Annotated in this window: 20 protein-coding genes; 15 read left to right on the forward strand and 5 right to left on the reverse strand. The window is 44.0% G+C overall.

The window, feature by feature from the left end:
* Positions 1-122: 122 nt before the first annotated feature.
* Entirely contained in the window at positions 123-368 is a 246-nt protein-coding gene (locus tag DXB18_RS09495) for a hypothetical protein (protein ID WP_118707444.1), read from the reverse strand.
* Between the two features lie 202 nt (positions 369-570).
* Here DXB18_RS09495 and DXB18_RS09500 point away from each other — a divergent pair, with 202 nt between their 5' ends.
* The 4 genes from DXB18_RS09500 to DXB18_RS16180 all read left to right on the forward strand — a co-directional run bounded on the left by DXB18_RS09500 (position 571) and on the right by DXB18_RS16180 (position 3,395).
* On the forward strand, positions 571-1,515 hold the full coding sequence (locus tag DXB18_RS09500; protein ID WP_207665777.1) for a DUF6731 family protein: 945 nt from the start codon (positions 571-573) through the stop codon (positions 1,513-1,515).
* A gap of 2 nt (positions 1,516-1,517) precedes the next feature.
* Complete coding sequence (locus tag DXB18_RS09505; protein ID WP_118707448.1) at positions 1,518-1,772, forward strand: hypothetical protein; 255 nt, start codon at positions 1,518-1,520, stop codon at positions 1,770-1,772.
* 150 nt (positions 1,773-1,922) lie between these two features.
* Entirely contained in the window at positions 1,923-3,155 is a 1,233-nt protein-coding gene (locus DXB18_RS09510; RefSeq protein WP_118707450.1) for a hypothetical protein, read from the forward strand.
* A gap of 75 nt (positions 3,156-3,230) precedes the next feature.
* Complete coding sequence (locus DXB18_RS16180) at positions 3,231-3,395, forward strand: hypothetical protein (protein ID WP_182430531.1); 165 nt, start codon at positions 3,231-3,233, stop codon at positions 3,393-3,395.
* Between the two features lie 451 nt (positions 3,396-3,846).
* Here the strand turns inward: DXB18_RS16180 and DXB18_RS09520 are convergent, their stop codons facing one another.
* Complete coding sequence (locus DXB18_RS09520) at positions 3,847-4,293, reverse strand: hypothetical protein (protein ID WP_118707454.1); 447 nt, start codon at positions 4,291-4,293, stop codon at positions 3,847-3,849.
* A gap of 323 nt (positions 4,294-4,616) precedes the next feature.
* Between DXB18_RS09520 and DXB18_RS09530 the strand changes: the two genes are divergently transcribed.
* The 3 genes from DXB18_RS09530 to DXB18_RS09545 all read left to right on the forward strand — a co-directional run bounded on the left by DXB18_RS09530 (position 4,617) and on the right by DXB18_RS09545 (position 6,896).
* Complete coding sequence (locus tag DXB18_RS09530; protein WP_118707458.1) at positions 4,617-5,444, forward strand: hypothetical protein; 828 nt, start codon at positions 4,617-4,619, stop codon at positions 5,442-5,444.
* A 200-nt stretch (positions 5,445-5,644) separates the two neighbouring features.
* The gene (locus tag DXB18_RS09540) at positions 5,645-6,097 is read left to right on the forward strand and encodes a hypothetical protein (protein ID WP_118707462.1); all 453 of its coding nucleotides are present in this window, start codon (positions 5,645-5,647) and stop codon (positions 6,095-6,097) included.
* A gap of 91 nt (positions 6,098-6,188) precedes the next feature.
* Positions 6,189-6,896: a hypothetical protein gene (locus tag DXB18_RS09545; RefSeq protein ID WP_147354154.1), complete on the forward strand. Its 708-nt coding sequence runs from the start codon at positions 6,189-6,191 to the stop codon at positions 6,894-6,896.
* Positions 6,897-6,913: 17 nt separating this feature from the next.
* Here DXB18_RS09545 and DXB18_RS09550 read toward each other — a convergent pair whose 3' ends face one another.
* Entirely contained in the window at positions 6,914-7,363 is a 450-nt protein-coding gene (locus DXB18_RS09550; RefSeq protein WP_118542349.1) for a hypothetical protein, read from the reverse strand.
* Between the two features lie 123 nt (positions 7,364-7,486).
* On the opposite strand from DXB18_RS09550, the gene DXB18_RS09555 reads away from it, so the two are divergent.
* The 6 genes from DXB18_RS09555 (at position 7,487) to DXB18_RS09580 (ending at position 13,334) form a co-directional block, all read left to right on the forward strand.
* Positions 7,487-8,719, forward strand: a complete 1,233-nt coding sequence (locus tag DXB18_RS09555; protein WP_118707464.1) for a serine/threonine-protein kinase — start codon at positions 7,487-7,489, stop codon at positions 8,717-8,719.
* A 101-nt stretch (positions 8,720-8,820) separates the two neighbouring features.
* A complete protein-coding gene (locus tag DXB18_RS09560) occupies positions 8,821-9,735 on the forward strand; it encodes a hypothetical protein (RefSeq protein WP_118707466.1) in 915 nt (304 codons plus the stop codon).
* Between the two features lie 328 nt (positions 9,736-10,063).
* Complete coding sequence (locus DXB18_RS09565) at positions 10,064-10,753, forward strand: LytTR family DNA-binding domain-containing protein (RefSeq protein ID WP_118542355.1); 690 nt, start codon at positions 10,064-10,066, stop codon at positions 10,751-10,753.
* A 259-nt stretch (positions 10,754-11,012) separates the two neighbouring features.
* The gene (locus DXB18_RS09570; RefSeq protein ID WP_118542357.1) at positions 11,013-11,426 is read left to right on the forward strand and encodes a TIR domain-containing protein; all 414 of its coding nucleotides are present in this window, start codon (positions 11,013-11,015) and stop codon (positions 11,424-11,426) included.
* Positions 11,427-11,851: 425 nt separating this feature from the next.
* A complete protein-coding gene (locus tag DXB18_RS09575) occupies positions 11,852-12,391 on the forward strand; it encodes an NUDIX hydrolase (protein WP_243103308.1) in 540 nt (179 codons plus the stop codon).
* Positions 12,392-12,530: 139 nt separating this feature from the next.
* On the forward strand, positions 12,531-13,334 hold the full coding sequence (locus DXB18_RS09580; RefSeq protein WP_182430533.1) for an NUDIX hydrolase: 804 nt from the start codon (positions 12,531-12,533) through the stop codon (positions 13,332-13,334).
* On the opposite strand, the gene DXB18_RS09585 is transcribed toward DXB18_RS09580, so the two are convergent.
* Together DXB18_RS09585 and DXB18_RS09590 are read right to left on the reverse strand one after the other, a co-directional pair.
* Positions 13,297-13,812 carry a VanZ family protein gene (locus DXB18_RS09585; RefSeq protein ID WP_182430534.1) on the reverse strand — a complete coding sequence of 172 codons (516 nt, stop codon included), beginning with the start codon at positions 13,810-13,812 and terminating at the stop codon, positions 13,297-13,299. The two genes, DXB18_RS09580 and DXB18_RS09585, sit on opposite strands and share 38 nt — an antisense overlap.
* A 107-nt stretch (positions 13,813-13,919) precedes the next feature.
* On the reverse strand, positions 13,920-14,129 hold the full coding sequence (locus DXB18_RS09590; RefSeq protein WP_243103310.1) for a hypothetical protein: 210 nt from the start codon (positions 14,127-14,129) through the stop codon (positions 13,920-13,922).
* Positions 14,130-14,549: 420 nt separating this feature from the next.
* On the opposite strand from DXB18_RS09590, the gene DXB18_RS09595 reads away from it, so the two are divergent.
* A complete protein-coding gene (locus tag DXB18_RS09595; protein WP_347560877.1) occupies positions 14,550-15,875 on the forward strand; it encodes an MATE family efflux transporter in 1,326 nt (441 codons plus the stop codon).
* Positions 15,876-15,899: 24 nt separating this feature from the next.
* Positions 15,900-17,429, forward strand: a complete 1,530-nt coding sequence (gene malQ / locus DXB18_RS09600) for a 4-alpha-glucanotransferase (RefSeq protein WP_118707472.1) — start codon at positions 15,900-15,902, stop codon at positions 17,427-17,429.
* The last annotated feature ends 71 nt before the right edge of the window (positions 17,430-17,500 follow it).

A 17,500-nucleotide genomic window follows, 5' to 3' on the forward strand; every position in this document is an offset into this window, starting at 1 on the left:
AAACTGGTAAGTCTATCTTACATCAATTTGAAGGTTTACACAAACTTTGGGATACTCCCGGTGATATGTTTTGCTTTTACCGTGTGTCCACTGTTTTGCTGGCGTATACGCCAAGGTGATGCTCATTGACTTCCACTTTTGCAGGAACAAAACGGTATCTGCTGGGTATGCTTCATCTTTGCAGAGGAACGTCCAAATCGATTTTTATTAGCTAGGACAATCTGTTCCATCATGGCCTGCATCTTATCATCCAGTGACTTCAGCTTGTCATTGAGCTGTTCTAACTGTTCCTGCTGATGCAAAAACATCTGAACCAGCATAGACTTGTCAACTATATTCAATTGTTCTTCCGTGTATTTCATCGCCATGGCAGGAACTCCTTTTCTGATGAGTCCATTGTATCAGATTTACGTTATTTCTGCCACTTGGATGCTGTTTTCCTTCCGTCATGAAAATTTCAGAATACCTGCAGTGCCTTGAATATGCTCTATATTCCAAGTATAATGTTAATATAAAAATAATTATGAGAGGGAAATTTGATGTTACTTGGGTTTCTCGCAACGATTCAGAATGAGTAAAAAAGGAACGGGAGAAGAATGTCAAATGGGAATTATATACAAAAGACCAATAAAATTCACATATTATAAAGTTTGTTTAATGTCTACAGAGAGTGACAAAGAAAAAGCAAAAGATTATGATCTTACGAATTGGCTTGCTTCAGTATCAGAAGAAGATCAGATGTATAAGAATATTGAATTGACGGATACAAAAGTGAATTTTCAAGAATTATATCATGATCCAAAAGAGGAACTATATGTATTCCGGGTTTACAAATTACGGGATTATAATGTTCCGTCTAAAATTAGAGAAGGACAATCGGCAGAACCTATTGATCTTGAGGATGATGAGTCTCTTGGCGAAGATATGACCGTTTTGTATGATTGGAAGAATTCTATCTGTATGATACAGCAGAACCGAATGTCAGTAGGTGTTTCCAGACTGGCTGAGTGGATTAACAAGGAGAATGGATACGATGTTTCGAAAAAAGTAGTTTTCTATCCTATTTCTGATCATTTTACGAAAAATAAACTGCGAAATAAATACATAAGGACGATTGAATTTTCGTTTTCAAATATGGAATCGGTGAATGAAGACGGACCTTTGAGCAGTATTATTAACAGCATTGGCAGATATGATGGAGTTTCTGCAAAAATTACAATTAGTGTTGGACGTGCAAGGGATGCGCAGCTAAATCCTCAAAATTCCTATGATCTGATTGAAGACATTCAAAAAAATTCTGGATGTATCGGAAGTGCGCGGGCAAAATTGAAAAGTATGTCAGATGACGATAAAGCAAGAATTGAGATGGTAGATATCTTTGAAACCACATCTCATGATTATATTGATTTCGACATAATCGAAAAGAAACCGCTTGATTTTCTGCAGGCACGTAGAAAAATGTGTAGAACATATCTGGAGAGGAGAAAGGACCTGTTGAGTCTCTGTCAGCGATAATAATGAAAAAATTATTGTTGTTAAAGGAAAGAATATATCCGTATATAATAGCGGCTTCTGGGGCATGGTTGATTTGGAAATTTGGTTCAATAGAGTTTTTGGCAAGCGATAATTTGAATGACGCATTGACAGCTATTATTACGGTCACGTCGATTATCATTGGTTTTATAGGAGCAATTTTGCCGGTAATTCTAAGTATGAAAAATGATTCTACTCTCGATGAAATGAAGTATGATTTTGGAGAAAATCCAGACTGAAACTTTCAAAAAAAGCAGCCAAGGAATCCTGTTGTTGATTAGTGAACCATATGATAGACTACAATTACAAAATGCTTAGAAAATCATTGTTTTGGCATTTAAAAGAATACGTATGGTGCCAGAATATCGCATCTAAGAAAAGGAGCAAACATGAGAGTTAGTGCTAGAATAAAATCGACATTACAATTTGTAGCGTTTGCTTTTTATCCGAAAACGACACTGATTGCCTGTGCTGTTTTTTCTGCAGTAGTCATGGCGGCACTTGGTGTGGTTATGGCAGTAATACCGCAGGACTCCATCTGGTATGATCTTGTTTTTGCCCTTACAACCGGTGCGGCTGGCTCTTTCTTTGTCTCATTTATTGTGGAACTTACAGGCAACTATAGGCATAACAAGTTGGCCTGGCAGGAGTTGCAGAATTACTATGCAGCGGTTATGTATTACGAAACTTATAAACAGATAAAGATGCAGATGACTCCGCATCAGCGGGCAGAGAAGAAAGCGTATGAAGAATTTGTGGCTGCTGGCGGGATAGACGAACGGAACGAAGACGAGAAGCCAAAAGACAGGATTCAGATAACATGGGAACAGTTGCCGGATATAATTCCGGTTTTCAGACGGACGTTTGAGGAGAAAAAAGAATTTTTGAGCGATGCCGAGATTTGGGAATTGGAAAGAATTCTTTCGGAATATGAAGAGATTCAGCATGTTATTCGTGAGCGTATTTTGATGTCACCGATGACCTATGATGCGCTTAACCATCCGGATGAAACGTATTTAGAATCAAGCTATCCGCTGGATGTCATCAAAAACATGCCGGATTGGGTAAGAAAACATCTGGCCAGCATGGAGAGCCAAAAGGCATGTGAAAAGTATGCGGATGCAATTCTTTCCGATACGTTTTTGTTACTGCAGTTTATGAAGAATTATGAGGTATCGGAGAAAGGTCTTGCGTGGCATTATGATGTGGAAGACAGTTTGAACGAAGAATCTGCCGAGACGGAAAATATCGATTATGAGAAACTTGATTTTGAGGAAGCAGATGATGAAGAATCGTTTCGGGCACAAAATGAAGAATTTGATAAGCAAATGGAAGTGCAGCAAAGACCATTTGTAAGCTGGCGTTTGAGTAGTTGTTGTAAGAACATATCTGAAAGTATGGATATCCTTGAAAAGAGTATTCTCAAGAAACCATATTATGGAATGATGATAAAATTTAGCCGCGACTCCGCAAGACAACCGCTTGATGACGATATGTCAGTGTTGTCGTATGAGTATGAAAAGATACGGTTGGATGAGATACTCTACTCAACAGACAGAAGAAACTCTTCGGACCTCGCTGGGGAAGGCTTTGACAACGATTCTGGAGTGCCGAAACGATGAGGAATATTATTGGGAGTTTTACTGGGAATGATATTGAACAGAAGACTCTTCCGATCATTAAGATGGAGGGCTAAGATGGATAAAGAAATCAAAGACGTTTTTACACTGGATTTAGAGACCACAAATGGAAATACCTCTTTCCACAGAAGAATGCAGCGCTATTATGAGGTACTGAGGGGCAAGAAAAACCAGAACGATAAAACAGATACACAGGAACAAAAATGCGGCAATATGGAATGAACGGATAAAACCTGAATAGGCACTGGGCAGCAGTTAATCATTCCGAGAGATATATTGGGACGCATAGCCGAAAAGAATTCCAGAATGCGCCAAGGCTTGGTTGTATCTGGACCGCATTATCAGCCAGGGCATGTTACATACGCTTTCTTACGGATTCAGAATATATCCGAAAATACCATTGTTCTACATAAAGGAATAAAAATTGCGCAGATTATGTTTGAACAGTTGTCGGAAATTCCAGATATGCCATATGATCAGCAAAATAGTGCTGCATTCCAGAATGAAGAACAATATCGTGGCTTGGGAAATTACAGGGTAGAGTATGAAAAACAAACTTGACAGAAGATGGAAAAAGTCAAGGAAGATGTAGAAGATAAAATTTGAGAATTTGAATACTATCTAAAATGCGAATGTGTCTTGGAGTAAGATACATTCGCATTTTTATATATTTTTAGATGTTTAATTCTTTGGCGATATGATCAAGAGGATATATTTTTGAAAAATCGTTTTTTACATAGTGAGATAAAGCGCTTTGACTTAAATAACTATTCAAATTGTTAATAGAAATATCCATATATTCCATAACGTCTTGCAATGGAAGGGTTTCTAGTAGATGATGGAACACCCATTTACGAATGTTTTGAGGAGTTAATAATTTGGAAAAAGCATCTTCAGGATCCGTATTTGCGATACTTGTTAGAATGTCATTAATTCTGCTTTCTTCAAGCGGACTTTTAAAATCAGTTCCAAGATTACCAAAAACATAAGTAGCATTTTTGGATGTCTCATTTTCAAATACTAGTTTTTTTAGCCAGTTGCCAAGATTTTCAGGTATTGCTTTGGGAACATTGCCTGTATTCAGCATACGGAAGTCTTCTGATATATCTATCCACTTCAAATGACATAATTTCCTTCTTTCTGTACCAAAAGTAAAGAGAAACAAACACAGCGTGATATTTCGGGTAGAATTATAATTTTCTTTTTTTGTATTATTTTCAAAGTTTTTTGTATTTTTGAAATATCAATCTTGGATATCTCAATTGCAGTTTTATCTGGAATGGAAATTAGTGTATTTAATAATGTTTTACTGCTTATAGTATAGTCTTTATTTGTTGTTTTCTTCAACATAAAATCTTTTATGTAAAAAATTGATTTTTCACGGTTGTTTTTGAGGTTATTGTATTTCTACTTTCTATGTATGTTTTGAAATGGCGGATCTGTATGGCGTCGTATGGATTGCTCTTTGGTAATGAGTCTTTCGAACTCCATCAGGCATTACTTTCTGTATCGAAAGCGTATGCGGCCCGCAGACTTCTTGATACGCTGACTGCTACTGGGGCATTTATTCATATTTATGGGGTGGAAAAAATCGTAGAACAGGCGGTTCATTGTATGGTGCAGGTATACTACGGTCGGAAAGCTGAGAACTGGTTGGCAATGGAGCACTTATACAGAACTTCCGCTGTGCATAGCACGTATACGATAGATCAGGAACTGCTGAAGTATTTTGAAGAGACTAAGACGAAGCAGGAATTGTTTGTCCGCCTTTTACGGGATAGCCTGAGTCAGGATGGGCATTACGCGCAGACATATCTTTTGCGTCGTTTGTTGGATGAGCCGGTGTCTGTATGGATTTTGGAGCAGTATCAGGAGCGAAAGTTGAGGGATGCTGAGGCAGCATATTGCCTGGATCTTATGAATGCCGGAAATCTGGTGTATGAAGAACTGCGGATGTTGTATCAAGACAGGACCGGGAACATCATTCATGTGCGACCTTATATAGATTATGAAGCATGTCGACGCACAGGGGAAGCTTCTTATCAGAGGGCAGTGGGAGACCGTGCACATTATCTGGAATTGTTGGAAGAATGTTTGCGACAGATAGATGTGGATGACTTAAGTTCGCAGGAAGTGTGGGAGTTAGATGATATTTTTTATCACCTAGAAAGTCGAATGGATTTACAGAAAGTGATTCAAGATTATCATGTTTGTGCAGGAGAGAGGAAAACAGTGCGGCAATGGATGAATCTGCTTGCTGGAAATGACTAGGTATGGGAAGCACTTCAGGTGCGGCTTGTATGGCAGTGGCTGCAGGATCAAAAGGAAAGCGAGATTCCATCGGTTATGAGAACAGTCGCAGAAACATTTTATAAAAAGTATATGGAACAGGTAGACTTTGCCGGATGTGAGGTATGGAAAGAAGACCATACGTATGATGGGTCTAGGGACTGGAAGCGGAGGAAATTCGCATGACAGTGTATGAATGGTTGATTCAGTTACAGGATATTCGCGGGTTGCGTGCTTACCGGGAACTGCTGGAGCAGAAGCAGACAGTACCAGGAAATCCAAGTTATGCTGGGCCGCTTGAGTCCATTGCGATGGTGGAAGATCCAGTGCTTTGGTCAGAACTTGCCCGTTTGACGGAGCTGTGTCTGAAACCGGAATTTAAAGACCGCGATTTCTGTGGCCTTTCTACTTACTTGTCTCGTGCACTGAATAACGTGGCTGCCGGAAGCGAAGAAGGATATCGTTTCGTATGCGATGTATTGGAACACCAAGGGCAGGTTTATGTGAATGATTTACAGCGTGAAGCTTGGATCAATTTGGAAAAATCGGAGGCCGCGGAGGCGTATAAAACGAGCGTGCAGCGACGTTGGCGCGTGGAGCAGGTCTTGAATTTTCAAGAGAATAGAAATTTATAATATTAGTTAACATTCATATTGATTTTAAGGAGAAGATTTATTAACATAGAAGAAAGAACGTACGTTTTGGGCAGACGTCAAAAGGGAAATTTTGAAAGAAGGTTGGAGGGATAGAAATAAAGTGGGTGAAAAAACTTTTGATAAGCAACATCTTCATAATGCAGAGGGTGCTGTGGAAAAAACGGATATATGTGTTTCCTTTATAGATATTAGAAATAGTTCCAGCGTTGAAAGATTGTGGATGTATTATTTCGCATTTATGCGTAATAAAGGGCATGATACGGAGCAGATATGCCGGAAACTGGAAAAATCATTAAATGATGAAAAAATCAAGATATTTTTGGAAATCCAGATAAAACAGAACACACAGCAATTGGTATCGGATAGCATTACATTGTATTCGACAATCGAACGTGACAAAAAAACAGTGCCGGTTCGGTGTATCAATCGTCTATGGAGTGCCCTGAAAGAATTGGCGGAAAGCGAAAAACACTGGGAAAACTGGATATATGAAAAAATTCGGAACATAGCAGATGGACGACCAGTTCTTCAAAAAATTGCAGCAGTTATGCTGGGAGTGGCAATTGGTTTTTCTGGAGATTTCTTACATGATGCAGTGCAGGAAACGTATTTCCAACCGAAGCAGAATGCGGTAACTATAATAAACCAGTTTTACATGCAAAATGGAAACTGGGATATAGAATGGCATGGAAATAGAAATGGAACTGGGAATAGCAGCATCAGCCCGGAAGGGAACGGTGCTTCGCTGGCAACAGCTTCGGATGCAGTCAAGCCTTGATTGGGATGTGATTCCGATCATGCCTTTTTCCCATTCAGAATCTCCAATCCATGAGCTGCAAGCTTGTCGTTGATGGCATCGATATCAAAATTTTCCAGGTTGATCGCAGTGGCGATGATGATATCGCGGGAATCCTTGACGTAAAGATCGCGCAGTTGGAACAGTTCCAGCGTGCGGCGCATTTCTTTCCGGTTCATGTGGGCAGCGAGACAGAGAATCAGGATGATATCCCGGGAAGGTTGTTCTTTCTGACCATTTAACAGATCATATACATACGATTTGGAGATCAGTCCGCTGCAGCGTCTGGCGATCTCTGCAGTGGTGACAGAGTGGCTGGCAATATAGTCGTTGAAGTAATCGCGGATGGAGGTGGTGACAGTGTGTTGGGCTAGATACTGTTCCATCTCTTTTTCGGTGCGGACTTTGGAAAAAAGATGGAAAAGTTCGGTGGTATCGGACTGAGACATGAGTGTTCCTTCTTTCGTGGATTTAGGGCTAATATAGTTATGAGATGATACCCAGGGGCAAAAGACCTTTTGTTCCCAACATCATTATATCAGAAGATAAATAAGGGGAAAAGAGTTTGTAATATGACATTACAGGAAGAGTATGAATTGTCTTGCTACCGGGTGCTGGATCGCCTGAAAGAGAAAAAAGAAGTCTATCTGGTGCGTCATGTGGAGACGGGGCAGCTGTGTGTAAAAAAACAAATCGATCTGTATAACCGTAAGGTGTACGAACGCCTGAGGACGCTGGAGATTTCAGGGATTCCAAAGATTTATTGCAGCGTGGAGCAGGATCAGAAACTGGTTGTGATTGAGGAATACATTCACGGAAAAACATTGGAGGAATATCTGGAGGAACATGGAAGCGTGCAGGAGGATACCGCTGTTTCGTTCATGCTGCAGCTATGCGAGATTCTGAAACAGCTGCATAGCCTTCAGCCACCGGTCATTCATCGGGATCTGAAACTGTCGAACATTATGATCAGCAATGATAGGGTGATCAAGCTGGTTGATTTTAATGCGGCGAAAGAAGTCCAGGCGGGGCAGATGGAAGACACTTATCTGATGGGAACTCGGGACTATGCTGCGCCGGAACAGTATGGTTTTGGGCAGTCGGATGCTCGCACGGATATCTATGCGCTTGGCATTATATTAAATAAGCTTTTGACAGGAGACTTTCCTAAAAATAAACGATATGAGGGAACATTAGGAGTGGTGATCCAGACCTGTATTCAGATGGATGTGGAGACCCGTTATCAGAGCGTGGAAGATTTGAAAATGGCACTGAAACGCTGTTGTTTATCGGAAAAGAAGGATTCTGGGACAACAGAAAGAAATGCTAATGTGAAGAGAAAAAACGCTGCAGAGAAAAAAGCAGGTGCAAAGAGACATGCACAGGAAAAGCCACAAATGGATCCGAACAATGATTCACAGAAACGAAAACGAAAAAATATCGGAAAAGAATATAAGGAACTATATCCCCCAAAATGGTATCTGCCGGTTGGGTTTCGGACTGGCCGTATCTGGAAGATTCTGACAGCGGTGTTTGGCTATTGGATGATCACGTATTGTTGTCTGGGGATGGAGTTTCACGATAAAAACGGAGCATTGTATAGCGGATATGCTCTGTGGGTAAACCGGATCATGGTGTGGATATACATGCTGTTTTCTGTCTTTTTTGTTGGAAATTATGCGAAGATGCGGAAGAAATTTCCTGCAATGAAAGGCAGTGCCTGGAAACAGTTGTTATTTGGATGTGGGTATTTGTTCTTGTTTTTATGTGCAGCAGCATTGATCATAAGTATTCTCGGAGGCTGAGAAAGCGGTTAAGAAAGCAGTACCGGAGGGCAGGTTGTCCGCTGGCAGCGGACGAGAAAAGACTCTGTCTGTGGTAATCTTAGGAAAAAGGAGGTTACCATATGAGAGAGAATATGACAGAACGAGAGCATCTGGTATTGCCGGTTTACTTAAATGAGAAAGTCGTGCTGGATATGCTTGCAATCCTGCAGAATGGATTTTCCATGGTCAGCGAGATCAGTACGACATCCCAGGACAGCAATGCAGTGAGTGGAACCACGAAAGCAGAAATGAATACGGGCAGTTTGCTGAGCCGTGTGCTGAAAATCAAACTCGGAGCAGAAGCTTCCGGAGAGAAAAAACAGGAAGATCAGTGGGTGAGCAAGGAAGCGCGTTTCCATACGAGTGCATCGCTGTTCTCGGAATTTCGCAGGCAGTTGATCGAGCAGGATATGCTTACCTGTATGGCATCAGATCCGCTAAACATTCGTGAAATTCATACGGGAGATTTCATTGAGGTGGAAGGCGCTTTGATGAAAAATCCATTGATCGATATTTTAGAAAAGTTCCTTTCGGTTTACCGGATGAGTAAAATTTTCACGGAACCGGCTGTGGCTGCAGTTGGGCAGAAGAAGCAGATGGCGCAGAAAAAGAATCAGGAGGATATTCAGGTTCAGCAGATGGAAGCATTGCTGGAGGAGCTTCGTGTTACGGAGACCCTGGATTTTGTATTGAAGAGCAATTGTGCGTCCCTGGTATTATCTGCGCAGGAAAAATATCTGGAAAATGACAATATCTCGGAATTGATTGGGGGCAGCTTCAAAGTCCTGGGCAAGGTGATCAAGGTCTGTGCGGAGGATGGGGAAGGCGTAAGTTTATTGAGGAAGACAACACTGGATATTCTGGATGCAGATACTTTGAATGGATTGCTTCAGATATTTGAAAGCGATGAACTTAGAAATTTACACTTGCCGGAAGTTGAGTTTCAGATTAAGGCTCCAGCAGCGATTGTGATTCCAGTGGCGATTTATGCGTAGGAGATTTGCAGAAATTTTAAGATGAATATAAGATAGACTGTAGCCAGTATCAATCGTTACTTGCACGTTGGAATCAGTTTTTTGCTGAAAATGCGATAAAACAATTTTGGAAGAGCATGTTTCCAGAACTGCAGAGAAAGTGATTTTGTCCCTCATTTTATGTCGGTTTATATGGCAAAATCCCCCATTTCTCAGCATTTTCCTCTTTCTCCTTTGTGCGAACTTCTGAATCTGTGAAATCCGTTTTACAAAAATATTTCCCTCTAGTATAATTAATTCGTTTCACTAACAAGGTAGATGAGCTTCCTGGGGGAGATAAAGAATAGGTATGAGAAATGCGTTAATTTTTGATGATAATAAAATTTTGGCAGAGCTTGTGCAGATCAAGGTTGAAGCCTTGTTCCGAAAATATGATTTGGAATTTGAAGTGGACCGGATGAACAGTATCAAACAGCTGGAGGCTTGCGAAAAAACGTATCAGCTGGTATTTATGGATATTGTGCTGCCGGAACAGGATGGAATTAATATTACGAGGGAGTGGAAAAATTCTGGCCGCTTTGGGGAAGTGGTTTTTGTTTCCGCATATGATGACAAAGTGTTTGCTTCGTTTGACACGAATCCGCTTTATTTTGTTCGAAAAAATAATCTGGATGAGGATCTGGAGCAGGCTATTATTTCCTATAAAAGAAAAATTTCCGCAACACAGGTAATCGTGCCGGAGGGTGCGAAGTACCATGTGTGGGACGTGAACGAGATTATGTATCTGGTGAGCCGGAATCATTATATCGATGTCTATATGGCTAATGGCAACAAGCCGTTGGTACGCGGCAAGCTGGATGATATGGAGAAGATCCTGCAGGATTACAATTTTGTGCGGGTTCAGGTGAGTTATCTGGTGAATCTGAAGTATGTTGATGCGGTGAAGAGCCAGGCGATCCGATTAAAGAATGGAGAAGTATTCCGCATCAGCCCGAAGTACCGGGAGAAGGTTGCGTCCCGTATGGAAGCTGGATGGTAGAAAGATTGCCAGTTTCAAGTGAGTCGTAGGAAGAAAAGGCTTACTGGATTCGGGTAGGAATTTTCAGAATCAGCAGATGTGCCACTGGCGCTTCCTCGATATGCAATCCAAAAGGTGACAAATAACCGGGAAAGTTGACAGTATGGTGTCTCTTTTTGCGAAAGTACAGTAGAATAAAGGCATTACATTACAAAGGACAGTCCGTAGTGGAACTGTCTTTTTCATTATCTTTATTTTTGCGAAGACAAGGGGGATGAGAATGCCAGTACTGAAAAACAGACATATTGTGATCAGCCGTTCCAGAAATTGCCGGGAATGTTACGATACGGTATGTGAATGGCTGAATACGACAAATTATTTTAAATGGACGGATGATTCGGTGAGTTATAATAATGAATTGGAGGATCCGGAGCGGAAACAGCGCCGGCTTCTTTTGCGTCATCGGATTTCGGAGTGTGGTTGTGTGGTGCTTTTTGCGGAGATGTATGATGCGTATCGGGAGTGGATCGACCTTGCGATTGATCTTGCGAACGAATATCATAAGCCATTGATCGGAGTGCGGCCGCGGGATGAGCAGAGCCCGGTACCGAAACGAATGCAGATCAACTGCCGTGTGACCGTGAAGTGGCAGCGCAGTGCGATCGTGGCGGCGATTCAGGAGTATTCGCTGTAGATGTGAACAGAAATTTTCTATATTGCGTTTGCTTTCTCATCTTCGTATAATGAAGGCAGCAGAGTCGTCAGAAATGCTGTGGTGTTTCGCTGTTTGGCATGCATGATGTATGCGTGAACAGCAAATTTTGGCAGAAGAGGGGGAAGTACACGGTGACGAAGAAATCTGATGCTGGAGAAAGAATGTGCAGTGCGGAGAGCGCAAGTGATACAGAGAAAATGTGCAACGCAGAAACAACGTGCAACACAGAGAAAATATGCAACGCAGAAAAAATGCGCAACACAGAGAAAATATGCAACGCAGAAAAAATGCGCAACACAGAGAAAATATGCAACGCAGAAAAAATGCGCAACACAGAGAAAATATGCAATGTAGAAACAACATGCACCCCAGAAACAACGTGTGATACAGAGAAACAACGCGATATGGCGTGGAAGCTTCTAAACCGCGACATCGTTTTCCAGGATACCTGGGTACAGCTTGAGGCATCACGCTGCGAGCTGCCAGATGGGCGGATTATTGCCCCATTTTATATAAGAAGAGATCCGGATTTTGCAGTGGTGGTTGCTGTCACGAAGGACAAACAGCTGGTGCTGGTTCGTCAATATCGTCTTGGTGCGGAGAAAGTTCTGTTGGAACTTCCGGCGGGCTGCATCGAAAAGGGCGAAGACCCCAAAGTGGCTGCTGGGCGGGAGTTGTTGGAAGAGACCGGATACCAGGCAGGAAACCTGCAGTTTTTGCTGAAAACAGCACCGAACGCATCAAATTCTACGGCATACGCGTATTGTTATCTTGCCACAGATGTAGAATTGGTGGCAGCGCAGCATCTTGATGAGATGGAAGATGTGGCCGTGGAATATATGGATTTGCGTGAGGCGCGAAGTGCATTGCGGGATGGTGTATTTGAGCAGGCTGTGCATGTGGCGGCGCTTTACTGTGCATTGGATGTGTTGGAGAAGCAGTAAGAAATCGTGAGAGAATGGTTCGAACGGGCGTTTGGATGAGCATTGGATGTAGTAGAGAAGAGGAGCGGGTAAGAGGGAAAGTGTGGTTGAGTCTGGTGCTTTACTGCGCATGGGATCTACCTGGAGGAGGAATCGCAGCATGAAATTATCAAAAGAAGATCAGGAGTTTGTGAAGCATTACGATGATTCGAAGTATGCAAAGCCTTCGGTCACGGCGGATATGGTGATTTTTGCTTATGATGGGAAGCAGCGGGAAGATCTGCAGGTGCTCTTGATCCGGCGTGGGCGTCCGCCATTTCAAAATCAGTATGCACTTCCAGGCGGATTTGTGAATCCGGATGAATCGGTGGATGATGCCGCGCAGAGGGAGTTGTTGGAAGAGACCGGCGTAGCGTGTGGGTGTCTGGAACAGCTTCGTACTTTCAGCACACCGGGGCGTGATCCGAGACGCTGGGTGATCACCTGTGCGTATCTGGCATTGGTAGAGCAAAGCCAGGTTTGTGTTAAGGCAGGAGATGACGCAAAGGCGGCAGAGTGGTTTCGGGTACGGCTGACTGCTGGGGAAAACACGCAAAGCAATCCGGATTATCTGGAAATGCAAGGAAGTGAGACAGAAAGCACAGAGCAAAAATGCCTGGAGCAGAAAAATCTGGAGCAAAAGAACACAGAGCAGAAATGCCTGGAGCAGAAAAATCTGGAGCAAAAAGACATAAAGCAGAAATATCCGAAACCGGAACTTTCCGGTCAGGCGCATCTCTGGAATCTGGAACTGCAGGGAGAGAATGAGACGATCGAGATTCCATTTTGGGAAAAACAGATCCCGGGGCGTTTTACACCGGAATTGTCTTTAAAAGAATCAGAGAATGGTCTTGCGTTTGACCATGCCCTGATTCTGGCTTATGCAGTTATGAAGGGAAAGCGCGATTTTTCGTTTGTCCTGTAAACATAGGCGCTAACAGCCGGATTGCCGCAGCTCCGATGCTGTCGATGAGCACATCGGTAAAACGGCCTGACCGTCCCGGCACAAACAGCTGGTGGATTTCATCGGTGCAGGCATAGAAAAAGGTGATGGCGAGTGCGGCATTGAGCAGCTGTTTGCCGTGCAGTCCAAAGGTGCGCAGACCGAAAAGCAGGGAGAGGAAGAATACGGTGTATTCTGTGATGTGGGCGCATTTGCGCACGGGGGTACTCAGAAGTTCGCAGATTGCGGGCACATCGATGTTTTGAAGTTCCAACAGATGGAGCTTGTCTGCGATGGATAAGAGCATCTCGGTGACGCCGTCACTCATAACGGTAGATTCGGCAGCCGGTTGACTGGAAAAATAAAAAATGGCAAAGGCAATGGCGATGGAAGGGACCATCGCCATTATTTTTATTGCATTCCTGGAGAAGCTGGGTGATTTGTTTGCGGACTGATTCATGGAAACCTCATTTTTGCATGTTTTTTTGCTGCGGACATTGCGTGGGAACAGTAACATTTTCTTCGCGCATGGCTTCGGAAAGTCTTGGCGTGTGGCTCCAGAAAGTCTTAGCGCATGGCTTCGGAAAGTTCTTTCCAGAGCTCGATGTCTTCTGCACTGAGGCGCATGTTGGTGACGAGTTCCTGACCGTCCGGAGAGGTGACTTTGAATTCAAAAACAGTGCCTTCCTGGATTCCTCTTCTTACGACCGCATTTAAAAAACGTGGAAATTTTGGGTGGTTGGCCGTAAAACGGGACCAGGCATTTTTCATTTTCATCAATTTCATTGGGTTGATCATAGTTTATTGTGTCTCACTTTCTGATATCATGTGTGGTTTTTGGCATGGAATCGTTCGCTGCTGTTTGCGCTGCGCGTGAACAGGAACCAGTTTGTGCTGCTGTACACGGGTAGGAATTTTCCGGGCAGCAGCAACATTCCTAGTATATCCCAGAATTGTCTCCATGAAAAGTGCTACTTGTAAATTTGCGTCAAAATGAGTATGATGGAGTTACTGTACACAGGTAGGAATTTTCTGGACTGAAAATTCCGTACAATACAGTTGTGCCAGCAGATTTTGCCGATTTGGAATGCGAAGCATCGGCAAAATCCGTTGCTGTTTGCGCAACGCGTGAACAGTAACATGATGGAAGTATCTGTTTGCAGAAGAAATCATATAGAAAATACAGGGGATAATGGCATGGACATGTTTTCGCGAAAGGATTTATTTCGTCTGTTTGCACCGCTTTTGGTAGAGCAGCTTTTGGCTGTTTTGGTGGGCATGGCGGATGTTGTCATGGTGGCGGCTGTCGGGGAAACTGCAGTTTCGGGCGTTGCGCTGGTGGATTCCATCAGCCTGCTGGTCATTCAGGTTTTATCGGCGATGGCGACCGGCGGAGCGGTTGTCTGCTCCCAGTATATTGGCAAGAAATCGCCAAAGCAGGCATGCCGGGCGGCTGGACAGCTGGTCCTGATCACTGCAGCGCTTTCTCTCATGATCGCAGCGGTGGCATTTATTGGGAACAGGCATTTGCTGCAGCTCATCTTTGGGGCGGTCGAAGTGTCTGTTATGGATAACGCACAGATTTATTTCTGGTTTACGGCGATGTCGTATCCATTTCTGGCGCTTTATAATTCCGGGGCAGCTTTGTTCCGGTCTATGGGAAATTCCAGAGTGTCCATGAAAGTTTCCCTGGCCATGAATGCGATCAATGTCGTGGGCAATGCATTGTGCGTGTTTGGGCTTCACATGGGCGTCGAAGGTGTGGCGATTCCGACCTTGGTATCGCGCATGTTTGCGGCAGTGGTGATGGTGATTCTGGTGCAAAATCCCGAGAACAGCATTTGCGTGACCAGTTTTTCGCAGCTGATTCCAAAGCCGGATATGATCAAAAAGATCCTGGCGGTCGGCATCCCGAGCGGTCTGGAAAATGGCATGTTCCAGTTTGGCAAGATTGCCCTGCAGAGCCTGGTTTCTACACTTGGTACGGCATCGATTGCAGGCTATGCGGTAGCAAGTAACCTGGTGACGTTTCAGTATCTGCCGGGTGTGGCATTGGGACTTGGGCTGATCACCATTGTGGGGCAGTGCGTAGGAGCGGGCAAGCCAGAGCAGGCAAAAATGTATACAAAGAAAGTGCTTATGATCAATTACGGACTGGCGTTTGTCATTTGTGCGGTCATGGCAGTTTTCCGGAGCAATGTGGTGGGAATTTATAATCTGTCTCCGGAAGCATCTACTCTGGCACAGAATCTTTTGCTGATCCATTCCTGCGGCATGGTGCTTTGGCCGTTGGCATTTACGGTGCCCCATGCACTGCGTGCCGGACTGGATGCGAAGTTTACGATGATGGTTTCGGTGTTTTCCATGTGGATGTTCCGCATTGGATTCAGCTATGTGTTTGTCAAAGGGTTTCATATGGGCGTACTGGGAATCTGGTATGCGATGTTTGTGGACTGGACGTTCCGTCTGATCGTGTTCGTGTGGAGGTTTAAGGGATTTTCTTCGCGGGTGCGTCAGGTATAAAAGCAAAAATCAGGAGGATGGGTTATGAAACGGGCATGTGGTATGCTGCTTCCGGTGGCGAGTCTGCCGTCGGAGTATGGAATCGGGGCTTTTTCAAAAGAGGCATATGACTTTGTAGATCAGCTTGCAAAGGCGGGGCAGCGGTATTGGCAGATTTTGCCTCTGGGACCGACCGGATACGGGGATTCTCCGTACCAGTCCTTTAGTGCGTTTGCGGGCAATCCGTATTTTATCGATCTGGAAGTGCTGATTGCCAGAGGACTTTTGCGCAAGGATGAGTGTGATGCGGCGGATCTCGGCACAAATCCTCAGGATATTGACTATGAGAAGCAGTATTTTCATCGAATCCCGCTCTTAAAAAAAGCGTTCGAACGCTGGAAAAAACAGCAGAAAAAGAAAGGGCGCAGTGATAAAAAACTGCAGGAATTATTTGAGGATGCACTTGCAAAAGACACCCGGGAATATTGCTTTTACATGGCAGTAAAAAATCATTTTGAGGGAAAAAGTTTTCTCTTGTGGGATGAAGAGATCCGGACGAGAAAGCCGGAAGCCGTGAAAAAATATCAGGAACTCTGTCAGGATGAAATCCTCTTTTATGAATTTTTGCAGTACGAGTTTCAGGAGCAGTGGGCGCAGCTAAAGTGCTATGCCAATGAACAGGGAATCAAGATCATTGGCGACATTCCGATCTATGTTGCCATGGACAGTGCAGACAGCTGGGCACATCCGGAATTGTTCCAGTTCGATGCGGATGGGCAGCCAGAGGCAGTTGCCGGATGTCCGCCGGATGCATTTTCCGCGACGGGGCAGCTGTGGGGCAATCCACTGTATCGCTGGGATTACCATAAAAAGACGGATTATGCCTGGTGGCTGGCACGCATGGAGTACAGTTTCCGCCTGTACGATGTTGTGCGAGTAGACCATTTCCGTGGATTTGATGCATACTATTCCATCCCGGCCAATGATAAGACAGCGGAATTTGGACATTGGGAAAAAGGTCCGAGATATGGACTCTTTAAAGCGATGAAAAAGCGGTTTGGAAAGCTGCCCATCATCGCAGAGGATCTTGGCTTTTTGACGCCTTCTGTACTGGAACTGGTAAAGAAAACAGGGTTCCCGGGCATGAAGGTTCTGGAATTTGCGTTTGATGATAACGGGGAGAGCAGCTATCTGCCGCACCGCTATCCGAAAAACTGCGTGGTCTATACGGGTACCCATGACAATATGACGCTGCAGGGCTGGTACCACAGCCTGGCGCCGGAATCGAAGGCATTTGCATTGCGCTACCTGGGAAATTCCAATACACCGGAGGGAGAGATTCACTGGGATTACATCCGCCTGGCGCTTGCAAGTGTGGCAAAATTGGCGGTAATTCCGGTACAGGATTACCTGGGACTTGGAAACTGGGCGCGCACCAATGAACCGTCCACGCTTGGGAAAAACTGGCGCTGGCGCATGAAGAAAGAGGATCTGACACCGGAACTTCTGGAAAAATGCCGGGAGATGGCGGAGATGTATGGACGGGTGAAGAAAATAAACAATATTGCACAGTAAGTATCAAAGGGGCGAAAGTTTCCACAGCCGCCATGCATGGCGGCTGCGGGAACTTTCGCCCCTCGTTCGTT

Source organism: Clostridium sp. OM02-18AC (assembly GCF_003481825.1).
Classification (GTDB): Bacteria; Bacillota; Clostridia; order Lachnospirales; family Lachnospiraceae; genus Brotaphodocola.